Annotated in this window: 14 protein-coding genes; 6 read left to right on the top strand and 8 right to left on the bottom strand. The window is 74.8% G+C overall.

Features of this window, described 5'->3' with window-relative positions:
* Positions 1-167: 167 nt before the first annotated feature.
* From ccmE to ccmA, 5 genes are read right to left on the bottom strand one after another with little or no spacing between them, the layout of a single operon-like run.
* Entirely contained in the window at positions 168-656 is a 489-nt protein-coding gene (gene ccmE, locus Z164_RS0111080) for a cytochrome c maturation protein CcmE (RefSeq protein ID WP_024890765.1), read from the bottom strand.
* The gene (ccmD, locus tag Z164_RS0111075; protein ID WP_024890764.1) at positions 653-823 is read right to left on the bottom strand and encodes a heme exporter protein CcmD; all 171 of its coding nucleotides are present in this window, start codon (positions 821-823) and stop codon (positions 653-655) included. The genes ccmE and ccmD overlap by 4 nt, the downstream gene beginning before the upstream one ends.
* Positions 820-1,569: a heme ABC transporter permease gene (locus Z164_RS0111070; protein WP_024890763.1), complete on the bottom strand. Its 750-nt coding sequence runs from the start codon at positions 1,567-1,569 to the stop codon at positions 820-822. The genes ccmD and Z164_RS0111070 overlap by 4 nt, the downstream gene beginning before the upstream one ends.
* 57 nt (positions 1,570-1,626) lie before the next feature.
* Positions 1,627-2,310 carry a heme exporter protein CcmB gene (gene ccmB / locus Z164_RS0111065; protein ID WP_024890762.1) on the bottom strand — a complete coding sequence of 228 codons (684 nt, stop codon included), beginning with the start codon at positions 2,308-2,310 and terminating at the stop codon, positions 1,627-1,629.
* The gene (ccmA, locus tag Z164_RS0111060) at positions 2,307-2,975 is read right to left on the bottom strand and encodes a heme ABC exporter ATP-binding protein CcmA (protein ID WP_024890761.1); all 669 of its coding nucleotides are present in this window, start codon (positions 2,973-2,975) and stop codon (positions 2,307-2,309) included. The genes ccmB and ccmA overlap by 4 nt, the downstream gene beginning before the upstream one ends.
* Before the next feature lie 518 nt (positions 2,976-3,493).
* On the opposite strand from ccmA, the gene Z164_RS0111055 reads away from it, so the two are divergent.
* Genes Z164_RS0111055 through Z164_RS0111045 form a run of 3 tightly spaced genes read left to right on the top strand, consistent with a single transcriptional unit; the run spans position 3,494 to position 5,803 of the window.
* The gene (locus Z164_RS0111055; protein ID WP_024890760.1) at positions 3,494-4,180 is read left to right on the top strand and encodes a response regulator transcription factor; all 687 of its coding nucleotides are present in this window, start codon (positions 3,494-3,496) and stop codon (positions 4,178-4,180) included.
* Complete coding sequence (locus Z164_RS0111050; protein ID WP_024890759.1) at positions 4,167-5,528, top strand: sensor histidine kinase; 1,362 nt, start codon at positions 4,167-4,169, stop codon at positions 5,526-5,528. The genes Z164_RS0111055 and Z164_RS0111050 overlap by 14 nt, the downstream gene beginning before the upstream one ends.
* Complete coding sequence (locus Z164_RS0111045; RefSeq protein ID WP_024890758.1) at positions 5,525-5,803, top strand: hypothetical protein; 279 nt, start codon at positions 5,525-5,527, stop codon at positions 5,801-5,803. The genes Z164_RS0111050 and Z164_RS0111045 overlap by 4 nt, the downstream gene beginning before the upstream one ends.
* On the opposite strand, the gene Z164_RS20420 is transcribed toward Z164_RS0111045, so the two are convergent.
* Complete coding sequence (locus Z164_RS20420) at positions 5,749-6,264, bottom strand: DUF3293 domain-containing protein (protein ID WP_024890757.1); 516 nt, start codon at positions 6,262-6,264, stop codon at positions 5,749-5,751. The two genes, Z164_RS0111045 and Z164_RS20420, sit on opposite strands and share 55 nt — an antisense overlap.
* A 50-nt stretch (positions 6,265-6,314) precedes the next feature.
* Between Z164_RS20420 and Z164_RS0111035 the strand changes: the two genes are divergently transcribed.
* The 3 genes from Z164_RS0111035 to Z164_RS0111025 are packed head-to-tail and all read left to right on the top strand — an operon-like array spanning position 6,315 to position 8,677.
* Entirely contained in the window at positions 6,315-7,463 is a 1,149-nt protein-coding gene (locus tag Z164_RS0111035; protein ID WP_024890756.1) for a pyridoxal phosphate-dependent aminotransferase, read from the top strand.
* 35 nt (positions 7,464-7,498) lie between these two features.
* On the top strand, positions 7,499-8,338 hold the full coding sequence (locus Z164_RS0111030; protein ID WP_024890755.1) for an amidohydrolase: 840 nt from the start codon (positions 7,499-7,501) through the stop codon (positions 8,336-8,338).
* A gap of 51 nt (positions 8,339-8,389) precedes the next feature.
* The gene (locus Z164_RS0111025) at positions 8,390-8,677 is read left to right on the top strand and encodes a DUF3247 family protein (RefSeq protein WP_024890754.1); all 288 of its coding nucleotides are present in this window, start codon (positions 8,390-8,392) and stop codon (positions 8,675-8,677) included.
* Positions 8,678-8,708: 31 nt separating this feature from the next.
* On the opposite strand, the gene Z164_RS0111020 is transcribed toward Z164_RS0111025, so the two are convergent.
* Positions 8,709-10,235 carry a pseudouridine synthase gene (locus Z164_RS0111020; protein WP_024890753.1) on the bottom strand — a complete coding sequence of 509 codons (1,527 nt, stop codon included), beginning with the start codon at positions 10,233-10,235 and terminating at the stop codon, positions 8,709-8,711.
* Positions 10,232-11,059, bottom strand: coding sequence for an SMC-Scp complex subunit ScpB (scpB, locus tag Z164_RS0111015; protein ID WP_024890752.1), 828 nt, complete (start codon positions 11,057-11,059; stop codon positions 10,232-10,234). Before scpB ends, Z164_RS0111020 begins: the two co-directional genes overlap by 4 nt.
* Between the last annotated feature and the right edge of the window lie 42 nt (positions 11,060-11,101).

Below are 11,101 nucleotides of genomic sequence, written 5' to 3'. Positions count from 1 at the left end.
AACGACACACCCGCTCCAACTGGGTGCGTTCGCTTTCCTGCGGCACGCCCGGTCGGCACCGCCTCTGCCATTGCCTTTCCGAGTCCCGAGTCCCGGGTCCCGGGTCCCGGCTTCATGGAGTCCCGGGTCCCGGGTCCCGGCGCGTTCCAGTCCCGCCTTCACGCCGATCACGGCGCCCGCTCCGCGGGCGATGCGGCCGGGGCGTCCACGCCGTGCTTCTCGTGCGCCAGGCCCATCTTGTCGGCGACCTCCTTGGGCACGTAGGTCTCGTCGTGCTTGGCCAGCACTTCCTCGGCGACGAAGGTGCCGTCGCGCATGCGGCCGGTGGCGACCACCGCCTGGTTCTCGCGGAACAGATCCGGCAGCAGGCCGGTGTAGACCACCGGCAGCACCGCGTCGCCGTCGGTGACCACGAAGCGCGAGTCGAGCGAGCCCGAGTCGCGCTGGAAGGACCCCTCGGCGACCATCCCGCCCAGCCGGAAGCGCGCCTGGCCGGAGGCGACGGACGCGCCGGCGCGGCCGTCGAGGATCTCGGCGGGGGTGTACAGGTAGGCGATGTTGCGCTGCAGGGCCAGCGCGACCAGGGCGGTCGCCAGGCCGGCGGCGGCCACCAGCGCGACCACGAACCACAGGCGGCGGCGTCGGATCGGGTTCATCGGGTCAACTCCTCGGTCTGCGGCCTGGCGCCGGCCGAGCGGCGCGCGGACAGCAGGCGCACACCGCGCAGCAGGCGGCGGATGCGGATGCGCGGGGCCACGAAGTCCCACAGCAGCACCGCGGCGAAGCACAGGTAGGCGGCGAGCACGTAGCCGGCGTAGCTCATGCGCGCTCCTCCGCGAGCTTGCGCACCCAGTCCTTGCCGCCTTCGCGGTAGAGGTTGTCGCCGCGGGCGCGGTTGAGCAGCGAGCCGACGAACCACAGCTTGGTGCCGACCAGCATCCACACCAGCGGCGGCATCATGCTCGGGTCCATCGAGGACTCGCCGAAGATGCGGATCGTCTGTCCCTGGTGGAGCGAGTTCCACCACACCACCGAGTAGCGGATCACCGGCAGCAGGGCGACGCCGACGATGGCCAGCATCGAGGCCGCGCGCGCGGCGGCGCGGCGATCCTCGATCGCCTGGTACAGGCCGATCACGCCGAGGTACATGAACAGCAGGATCAGTTCCGTGGTCAGCCGCGGGTCCCAGTCCCACCAGGTGCCCCACATCGGCCGGCCCCAGATGCTGCCGGTGACCAGCGTGATCAGGGTGAAGGCGGCGCCGATCGGCGCGCAGGCCATGGCCAGGATCTCGCACAGCTTGATCCGCCAGACCAGCGCGATCGCCGCGTACAGCGCCATCAGCCCGTACACCGCCAGGCTCATCCAGGCGCTGGGCACGTGGATGTAGAGGATGCGGAAGCTGTCGCCCTGCTGGTAGTCGGCCGGCACCAGGAACAGCGCGCCGTAGGCGCCCCAGGCCATCGTCAGCAGGCCGAGCGCGTACGCCCACGGCGCCCAGCGCGCGGCGAAGCGGTCGAAGTAGGGCGGCGAGCCGAGTTGGTGGAACCAGCGGACGACAGGATTCATTTCTTGGCTACCCCCCCCGGCGGCGAGCCGGGGGTCGTTGGCGTGAGGGCGCGGCGGTCAATTCAGGGCGATCCGGATGGCGGCCGCCGCCGCGACCGGCGCCAGCACGATCGCCAGCACGAGTCCCGCGGCCAGCAGCAGCAGACCGCCGCTCGGATCCTGTCCCTGTCCCGCCTGGGCGACGCTGCCGGCGCCGAACACCAGCACCGGCACGTACAGCGGCAGCGCCAGCAGGGCCAGTAGGATACCGGACCGGCGCATCCCGACGGTCAAGGCGGCCACGACCGCGCCGATCAGGCTCAGCAGCGGCGTGCCGAGCGCGAGCCCGGCGAGCAGGGTGGGCAGTTGCGCGCGCGGCAACTGCATCAGCTCGGCCAAAAGCGGCGCGGCGACGATCAGCGGCAGCGCGGTGGTGGCCCAGTGCAGCGCCGTGCGCACCAGCACCAGCCAGGCCAGCGGCACCGGGGAGAGCATCCACTGCTCCAGCGAGCCGTCCTCGGCGTCGCCGCGGAACAGCGTGTCCAGCGCGAGCAGGCCCGACAGCAGCACCGAGACCCACAGCACGCCGGCGGCCACCCCGGCCAGGGTGTCGGCGTCGCCGCCCAGGGCGAGGCCGAACAGCACCACCACCAGCAGCGCGAACAGCGCCGGCTGCAGCGCATCGCCGCGGCGCCGCCAGAGCAGGCGCAGATCGCGCGCGGCCAGCGCGGCGGCGGTGCCGTGGAGCGAGGGCCGGCTCACGCGGCCGCCCCCGTGGCGGCGGGGGCCGGCGCGTCGCCCAGCACCAGCTCGCGGGTACGCACCGGCGGCGCGGCGTAGGCGCCGTGGGTGGTCACCAGCGCGGCGCCGCCGGCGCGCAGCTGCGCCTGGACCATGCGGTTGACCAGCCCGATGCCGTCCAGATCGAGGTTGGCGTAGGGTTCGTCGAGCAGCCACAGCGGCGCCGGCGACAGCCACAGCCGGGCCAGCGACAGGCGCTTCTTCTGCCCGGCCGACAGCTTGCGCGCCGGCGTGTCCTCGTAGCCGGCCAGGCCGACGGTGGCCAGCGCCGGCTCCAGGCCCTGGCCCGGGCGCAGCCCGTGCAGGCCGCACAGGAAGCGCAGGTTCTCCAGCGCGGTGAGATCGGCCTTGAGCCCCGGCAGGTGGCCGAGGTAGGCGATGGCGCGCGCGCGCAGCGCCGTGGCGGTGGGGCGGCCGTCGATCTCGACCTCGCCGGCGTCGGCGCGCAACAGCCCGGCCAGCACCCGCAGCAGCGTGGTCTTGCCGGCGCCGTTGCCGCCGCGCACCAGCAGCGCCTCGCCCGCATCCACCGAGAACGCCAGCGGCCCGAACACCGGGCGGTCGTCGCGGCTGAAGGTGAGGCCCCGCGCGGCGAGCAGCGGCGGGGGCGCTGGGGATTCTGGCATTCGGCGGGCGCGACGCGCGCGGCGGCGGCTGGAGACGCGCCATTCTACCGTGCCGCCGTCCCGGGCCGCCGGGCGCGAGCGCGTAAGTCGGCGGTAAGTCGCGAGCGGGCAGGGTGGCGGCCCCCGCCGACGATCGCCGTCATGCAAAGGCACGCCATCGCCCGCCTGTCTCCCGCCGCGCCGCCCCGCGCCGAGCCCCCCGGTCGCGGCGTCCCCGACCGACCGTCCGGGCGCCGCGCGGACGCCTTCGGCCGCGGCGGCGCGATCGCGCTCGGCCTCGGCGCGCGTTGCCCGCCGGACGGCCCAGCGCACTACCATGACGGCGTGCGCGCCGTGGCCGGCGGCCTGCGGTGCCGCGCAGCGGGCCGTCGCCGCGCCGGCGCCGCGCGCCGGTCCGCGGCGCGCGAGGGCCGCGGTTGCGCCCGGGCGCAACCGCCGGCGCCAGTGCGCGCACTCCGATCGGGGCGACGCGCCCGGTCCGAACGCCTCCCCTCCGCCGTCCGCCCCGGTCGTCGCCCATGAGCCGCATCGCCCTCGTCGAAGACCATGCGCGCATCGCCGACCTGATCGTGCGCGGGCTGCACGCGGCCGGGATCGCCGCCGACGTCTTCCATACCCTCGAATCGGCCTGGCCGGCGCTCGGCGAGCGCGAGTACGCGGCGATGATCGTCGATCGCGGGCTGCCCGGCGGCGACGGCCTGTCCCTGGTCCGGCGCCTGCGCGCGGCCGGTTGCCTGACGCCCTGCCTGATGCTGACCGCCCGCGACGCGCTGCGCGACCGCGTCGACGGGCTGGAGGCCGGCGCCGACGACTACCTGCCCAAGCCGTTCGCCATGGAGGAACTGGTGGCGCGGGTGCGCGCGCTGCTGCGCCGGGCCCCGGCGCTGCAGCCGGTCGAGTTCGCCTACGCGGGGCTCAGCGTGGACCCGGAGGGCGGGTGCATGCGCGTGGGCGACCAGGTGGCGACGCTGGCGCCGGCAGAGCTGCAACTGATGCTCTGCCTGGTGCGGGCGCAGGGGCGCACCGTGCGCCGCCACAGCCTGGAACAGGCGGCCTGGGGGCTGACCGAGGCGGTGACGCCGAACGCGCTCGACGTGGCGGTGCATCGCCTGCGCCGGAAGCTGGCGGCGATCGGCGCGGGGCTGGCGCTGGTCAACACCCGCGGCCAGGGGTTCGCGCTGGAGGCCGGCGATGTGGCCGGCTAGCCTGTCCGGGCGGCTGATGCTGTCGGCGCTGCTGGGCATGCTGGCCGCAAGCCTTGCCGCCGCGGCGCTGGCCGTCGCGCTGTTGTACGTGCGCGACCTCGAGGGCCGAGTGGACGCCAAGCTGGTCGCGGAGTTGGACGAACTGGAGCACGCGCTGCGCAGCGACGGCGCCGGGCGCCCGACGCTGGCGCCGCTGCCTTCGGCGGACATGTACGACGCGCTGCGCAAGGACACCGCCTTCCGCGTCGTGGGCGCCGACGGGCGCGCGGCGTTCGCCAGCCCGGCCGGCCTGGCGCTGCAGGCGCTGGAGCGCCGCCCGCCGGGCGCGTCCGAGCTGGACCTGCGCGGCGATGGCGAGCCGGTGCGCCTGCGGGTGCGCGAACGCGAAGTGGTCCGCGACGGCGAGCGCTACACGCTCGTGGCCGCGCGCAGCGACCGCTTCGTGGAGCGGCTGGCCGAATACGCGCGGGAACTGCACCTGGGCGCGGTCGCGGCGACGGCCTCGTTCGCGCTGGCGGTGTTCGCGCTGGTGGTCTGGCGCAACGTCCGCCGCGCGATGGTGCCGCTGCAGCGCGCCTCCGCGATCGCCGCCCGGATCGGCCCGCGCACGCTGTCGGCGCGCCTGCGCGTGGACGGCGTGCCGGCGGAGATGGCGCCGCTGATCGACGCCCTCAACGCCGCGCTCGCGCGCCTCGAACACGGCTTCCGGGTGCAGCAGACGTTCCTCGCCACCGCCGCGCACGAACTGAAGACGCCGCTGACCCTGCTGCAGGCGGAGATCGAGCTTAGCCAGGGCACCGACAAGGCCGCGATGCTGCGCGAGACCCGGCTCATGGCCCGGCAGGTGAATCAGCTGCTGCACCTGGCCGAAGTCAGCGAGGCCGGCAACTACCGCTTCGCGCGCTGTTCGCTGTGGGCGCTGGCGGCCGACGCGGCCGGCTACCTGGCCCGGCACGCCGAGCGCAGCGGGGTCGCGCTGCGGGTGGAGCGGACCGGCGCCGAGCCCTGGGTCGAGGCCGACGAGGGCGCGGTCTTCGTGATGTTGAAGAACCTGCTGGAGAACGCCGTGCGGCACTCGCCCGCCGGCGGCGAGGTGACGCTCGAGGTCTCGCCGGCCGGTTTCGCGGTGTCCGACCAGGGGCCCGGCGTGGTCGCGCAGGACCGCGCGCACCTGTTCGAGCGCTTCTGGCACGGCCCCGACGCCACCGGCGGCGCCGGGCTGGGCCTGGCCATCGTCCGCGAGATCTGCGTCGCCCACGACTGGCGGGTGCGGTTCGAGGACGCGGCCGGCGGCGGCGCGCGCTTCGTGGTCGCGATCGACGCCGCGGACGAGGGCGGCGCGGCATGACCGATCCGGCGCTCGAACGGCGGATCCTGGCGCTGGCGGAGGCGTTGTCCAACGGCCCGGAGGAGGCCCGCGACTGGTACCGCTCGGTGCCGATCGAGCGGCTGCAGCGCGCGACCGCGCGCGAGCTGGTGGCGGCCGGGCAGGGCGCGCGGGTGCTCGACTTCCTGCTCGACGTGCTGGCCCGGGAAAGCGGCGCCGCTTCCGGCGCGCGCGGCTCCGCTCAGGCCGTCGCCGGGGCGCGCTGGGCCCGGAAGTCGCGCAGCCAGTCCACGTAGGGGGATCGTTCCGCGGCGCCGGGCGGCGGCGCGGCGTCCATGCGCAGGCGCACCGGGCCGCCGGCCGCCCAGTGCAGCGTGCCGAGCTGGCCGAAGCGGCGGGCGAGGGCATCCAGGGTGGCGGCCTCCAGGCCGGGGACCAGCCAGCCCGGTTCCTGCCAGCCGCCGTCCGGCGCGCAGGCGCGGGTGCGCAGCGGGGCGACCGGGGACAGCGCGTCCAGCGCCGCGCGCAGCCGCCGGTCGGCCGCCGCGTTGCGCCGGGCGTCGCACGGTACCGAGCCGGGATTCCAGGCGGTGATCACGCCGAAACGCGTCGCCCCGGGCAGGGCGCGCAGCAGCGCGGACGGAGGCGGGGCGCCGATCCGCAGCGCGCGCCAGCGCCCGCCGGCCTGCACCGCGTAGCGCGCATGCAGGTAGGCGTCGAGCAGCGCGGCGGCATGCGCATGGTCGTGGTCGCCCATGGCGGCGGGTACACTCCGGGGTCCATCCGTTCTACAGGCTAGCAGTGGCGATGCGACCCGAGAGCAAGCTGCCCAACGTCGGCACCACCATCTTCACCGTGATGTCGCAACTGGCCGCCGAGCACGGCGCGGTCAACCTGGGGCAGGGCTTCCCGGACTTCGACGTGCCGCCGCGGCTGGTGGAGGAACTGGCGCGGGCGATGCGCGCCGGCCACAACCAGTACGCGCCGATGACCGGGGTGCCGGCGCTGCGCCAGGCCATCGCCGCCAAGACCGCGCGCGTCTACGGCCATGCGCCCGATCCGGACGCCGAGGTCACCGTGACCAGCGGCGCGACGGAGGCGCTGTTCGACGCCATCCACGCGGTGGTGCGCGCCGGCGACGAGGTGATCGTGCTCGATCCGGCCTACGACAGCTACGAGCCGGCGATCGAGCTGGCCGGCGCGCGCGCGGTACACGTGCCGCTGGACCCGCGCAGCTTCGCCGCCGACTGGGACGCGGTGCGCGCGGCGATCACCCCGCGCACGCGGATGCTGATCGTCAACTCCCCGCACAATCCTTCCGGCGCGACGTTCTCCGCCGGGGACATGGCCGCGCTGGAGGCGCTGCTCGACGGCACCGGCATCGTGCTGCTGTCCGACGAGGTCTACGAGCACATCGTCTTCGACGGCGCGCGCCACGAGTCGGTGCTGCGCTACCCGGCGCTGCGCGAGCGCGCCTTCGTGGTCTCGAGCTTCGGCAAGACCTACCACTGCACCGGCTGGAAGATCGGCTACTGCATCGCGCCGCCGCGCCTGAGCGCGGAGTTCCGCAAGGTGCACCAGTACAACGTCTTCTGCACCTTCGCCCCGGCCCAGCACGCCTTCGCGGCCATGCTCGAGGCCGAGCCGGAACACTACGAGGGGCTGGGCGCGTTCTACCAGGCCAAGCGCGACGGCTTCCGAGAGCGGCTGCTCGGCACCCGGCTCAAGCCGCTGCCGGTGCCCGGCGGCTACTTCCAGCTGGTCGACTACGCCGAGGTCAGCGACCTGGACGATGCCGCGTTCTGCCGCTGGCTGACCGTCGAGCACGGCGTGGCCGCGATCCCACTGTCGCCGTTCTACGCCGAGCCGCCCGCCGGCCAGCGCCTGGCGCGGCTGTGCTTCGCCAAGAACGAGGCGACGCTGGACGCGGCGATCGAGCGGTTGCGCGACCTCTAGCGGCCGATCCTCTCCCTCCAGCGCAGGCGATCCCCGTGAATCCGAGCAACGACCTCCGCATCTCCACCGTCCAGGGCGCCACGCTGTGGCACGATCCCGCCGGCAACCGGGACTACTACGGCGAGCTGATCGCGCCGCTGCGCGGCATCACCGACGTGGTGGTGCTGCCGGAAACCTTCACCAGCGGCTTCAGCAACGATGCCATCGACCGCGCCGAGGGCATGGACGGCCCCACCGTGGCCTGGATGCGCGAGCAGGCCGCGGCGCTCGACGCGGCGGTGACCGGCAGCGTGCAGCTGCGCACGCCCGAGGGCGTGTTCAACCGGATGCTGTGGGCCACGCCGGACGGCGCGCTGGCGCACTACGACAAGCGCCATCTGTTCCGCTACGCCGGCGAGCACAAGCGCTACGCCCCGGGACGCGAGCGCGTGAGCGTGGACTGGCGCGGCTGGCGGATCAACCTGCAGGTCTGCTACGACCTGCGCTTCCCGGTGTTCTGCCGCAACCGCTACGACGCGGAGCGGCCGGGGCGGCTGGATTTCGACCTGCAGATCTTCGTGGCCAACTGGCCGGCCGCGCGCGCCTACGCCTGGAAGACGCTGCTGCGCGCGCGCGCGATCGAGAACCTGTGCTACGTCGCCGGGGTCAACCGCGTCGGTCGCGACGGCAACGACCTGGACTACGCCGGCGACAGCGTGGTGCTGGACTTCGCCGGCAAGCCGCTGGCGGAGTCGGCCGACCACGAGGTGGTCAGCACCACGACGCTCCGGGCCGAGGCCCTGCACGCGTTCCACGAACACTTCCCGGCGATGCTCGATGCCGACCGCTTCGCGCTCGACGGCCTGCCCGCGGGCGAGGCGTTGCCCCGGCGTTGACGGCGCGGCCGGTGTAGTGGCGCGCATCCCCCTTTCCGCAGGAGACGCGTCATGGGACAGCTCGCACCGCGCGTGCATACCGATCCGGACGAGATCGCCCGGCTGGAGGCGCTGGTCGCCGCCCTGCACGACGAGGCCGTGGTCGAGATCGAACTGGACGACGGCGGCCGGGTGACCGGCGTGGTGGCGGTGCGCCCGACCGTGCAGACCTTCCGCGACCCCGAGGGGCGCGAAGGCAGCAACGGCGTGGTCCGCATCGACGACGCGCTGGCGCCGGCGCGCGCCCACATGCTGTGGCTGGACGCGATCCGCCGGGTGCGGCGCCTGGGCACCGCGTAGCGGGCGCGGACCGCGCGCGGGCGGTCGGCGCTCAGCCGCGCCCGCGCGGGCCGCGGCCGCCCGGCGGGCGATTGCCGGCGCCGGGGCCGCGGGGACCGCGCGGGCCCGGGCCCTTCGGCCCGCCGGGCGCCTTCGGGCCGCGGGCGCCAGGGCGCGCGCCGCGCGGGCGATCCTGGGCCGCGCCGGGGTGGGCGTGGTCGGAGGGGAAGCTGGGCGCGCTGTCGGGGTGGCCGTACGGCGCGCGGGCGCGCTGCGCGCCGCCGGAGCGCGCGCCCTGCGAAGGTCCGCCCGGGCCGCGCTGGCCCGGGCCGGCGCCGGGGCCGCGCTTCTTCGCGCCGTAGGGCTTCTTCGGGCCGCGGCCGTCGGCGTTGCGGTGGCCGCTGGGGCCGGTGTCCACGCCCTCGGGCACGTACCAGGTGCGGAACGCGGCCGGGTTGCCCTCGGGCAGCGCCCGGCTGTGCTTGTCCTTGCGCTGCTTGAACGGCTTCTGCGACTGCTTGGCCGCGGCCTCGCCGCTGACGGTCAGCCCGCCATGGGGCTTGCGCTGGCCGCGGCGGCCGCGGTCCTCGCGGACATGGTCGAAACGGCGCAGCTCGCGGCCCTCGTCGGCGGTGTTGTGGCCGTTGACGTAGGCGTTGCCGGCGCCGCGCGGCACGTGCAGGGTCGCCTTGGCGGCCTTGCGCTGGCCGATCACCGGCTGCAGGGTCAGCGCCGGCGGCGGGCCTTCCTCCAGCTGCAGCTCGCGGCGCAGGGCCTCGACCTGGGCCGCCGGCAGCTCCTGCGACTGCCCGCGCAGCAGCGGCTGCGGCAGCGCGATGCGGCCGTAGCGCACGCGCTTGAGGCGGCTGACCTGGCAGCCCTGCGACTCCCACAGCCGACGCACCTCGCGGTTGCGGCCTTCCTTGACCACCACCCGGAACCAGTCGTGCGAATCGGTGCCGCCGATGCGCTCGATCTCGTCGAACTTCGCCGGGCCGTCGTCCAGGGCCACGCCGCGCCGCAGGCGGTCGACGATCTTCTCCGAGACCACGTCCTCGCCCTCGGGCGCGCGCACGCGGCAGACGTACTCGCGCTCGACCTCGTAGGAGGGGTGCATCATCGCGTTGGCCAGCTCGCCGTCGGTGGTGAGCAGGAGCAGGCCGGTGGTGTTGATGTCCAGGCGGCCGATGGCGATCCAGCGCGCGCCCTTGAGCACGGGCAGGGCGTCGAAGATGGTCGGGCGGCCCTCGGGGTCCTCGCGCGTGGTGACCTCGCCCTCGGGCTTGTTGTAGATCAGCACCCGCGCCGGTTCGGTCAGCGCGCTGGCGACGAAGCTGCGGCCGTCGATCTCGACGCGGTCGCCGCTGCCGATGCTCATGCCGACCTGGGCCGGCTCGCCGTTGACCTTGACCAGGCCGTCGGCGATGCGCTGCTCCAGCGCCCGGCGCGAGCCGAGCCCGGCCTGGGCGAGCACCTTGTGCAGGCGCTCCTCGAGGCGCGGGGCGGGTGTGGCGGCATCGCCGCGCTTGAGGGACAGCTTGCGCGAACCGCTGTCCTGGGCCTTGTTGTGCTCTTTCATGTATCGCTCCGGGTGCTGTCGCCGTCGTCGGCGAGGGCGTCGTTCGTGTCGGTGGGGGTGGGGGCGGCCGCGGCGGCGGCCTGGTCGTCGGTCGCGGCGCTTTCGCCGCTGGCGGGAGGCGCGTCGTCGTCGGCCGCGGATGCGTCGGCGTCGGTGCCCGTGTCGGCGTGGGGGGCGGTTTCGCGATCGGGCGGCGCGTCGTCGCCGGTCGCGGCGTCGCCCTCGAGCGGCGCGTCGCCGACCGGCATCGCGCCGTCGCCGGGCGCGCCGCCCAGGTCGAGCTGCGGTTCCAGCTCGCCGAAGTCCTTCAGTTCGGACAGCGGCGGCAGTTCGTCCAGGCGCTTGAGGCCGAAGTAGTCCAGGAACGCCTTGGTGGTGCCGAGCAGTTCCGGGCGGCCGGGCACGTCGCGATGGCCGACCACGCGGATCCACTCGCGCTCCTCCAGCGCCTTGATGATGTTGCTGTTGGTGGCCACGCCGCGCACCTGCTCGATCTCGCCGCGGGTGATCGGCTGGCGATAGGCGATCAGCGCCAGCGTCTCCAGGGTGGCGCGGGTATAGCGGGTCTGGCGCTCGGTCCACAGGCGCGCCACCCAGGGGTGCACGTCGGCGCGGACCTGGTAGCGCCAGCCGGAGGCGACCTCGACGAGCTCGACGCCGCGCTCGGCGGCCTGCGCCTGCAGGGTCTGCAGCGCTTGCTCGATGGCGCCCTCGGGCGCGGGTTCGTCCAGCGTGAACAACGCCTTGAGCTGCGCCGCGGTCAGCGGCTGGTTGGCCGCCAGCAGCGCGGCCTCGACGATGCGGTTGATCAGTGTCTGGTCCATGGGTCGATCGTTGGGCCGGGGCGCATGACGCGCGGGCCGTGG

The organism is Luteimonas huabeiensis HB2 (assembly GCF_000559025.1).
In the GTDB taxonomy this organism is placed as follows: Bacteria; Pseudomonadota; Gammaproteobacteria; order Xanthomonadales; family Xanthomonadaceae; genus Luteimonas; species Luteimonas huabeiensis.
Note: the sequence above shows the minus strand (reverse complement) of the source record. Positions and strands in the feature narration are given on the sequence as shown.

Excerpts from the sequence above, each read along its gene's own strand:
- ccmE (WP_024890765.1), bottom strand. The coding sequence starts at position 656 with ATGAACCCGATCCGACGCCGCCGCCTGTGGTTCGTGGTCGCGCTGGTG.
- ccmD (WP_024890764.1), bottom strand. The coding sequence starts at position 823 with ATGAGCTACGCCGGCTACGTGCTCGCCGCCTACCTGTGCTTCGCCGCG.
- Z164_RS0111070 (WP_024890763.1), bottom strand. The coding sequence starts at position 1,569 with ATGAATCCTGTCGTCCGCTGGTTCCACCAACTCGGCTCGCCGCCCTAC.
- ccmA (WP_024890761.1), bottom strand. The coding sequence starts at position 2,975 with ATGCCAGAATCCCCAGCGCCCCCGCCGCTGCTCGCCGCGCGGGGCCTC.
- Z164_RS0111055 (WP_024890760.1), top strand. The coding sequence starts at position 3,494 with ATGAGCCGCATCGCCCTCGTCGAAGACCATGCGCGCATCGCCGACCTG.
- Z164_RS0111050 (WP_024890759.1), top strand. The coding sequence starts at position 4,167 with ATGTGGCCGGCTAGCCTGTCCGGGCGGCTGATGCTGTCGGCGCTGCTG.
- Z164_RS0111045 (WP_024890758.1), top strand. The coding sequence starts at position 5,525 with ATGACCGATCCGGCGCTCGAACGGCGGATCCTGGCGCTGGCGGAGGCG.
- Z164_RS20420 (WP_024890757.1), bottom strand. The coding sequence starts at position 6,264 with ATGGGCGACCACGACCATGCGCATGCCGCCGCGCTGCTCGACGCCTAC.
- Z164_RS0111035 (WP_024890756.1), top strand. The coding sequence starts at position 6,315 with ATGCGACCCGAGAGCAAGCTGCCCAACGTCGGCACCACCATCTTCACC.
- Z164_RS0111025 (WP_024890754.1), top strand. The coding sequence starts at position 8,390 with ATGGGACAGCTCGCACCGCGCGTGCATACCGATCCGGACGAGATCGCC.
- Z164_RS0111020 (WP_024890753.1), bottom strand. The coding sequence starts at position 10,235 with ATGAAAGAGCACAACAAGGCCCAGGACAGCGGTTCGCGCAAGCTGTCC.
- scpB (WP_024890752.1), bottom strand. The coding sequence starts at position 11,059 with ATGGACCAGACACTGATCAACCGCATCGTCGAGGCCGCGCTGCTGGCG.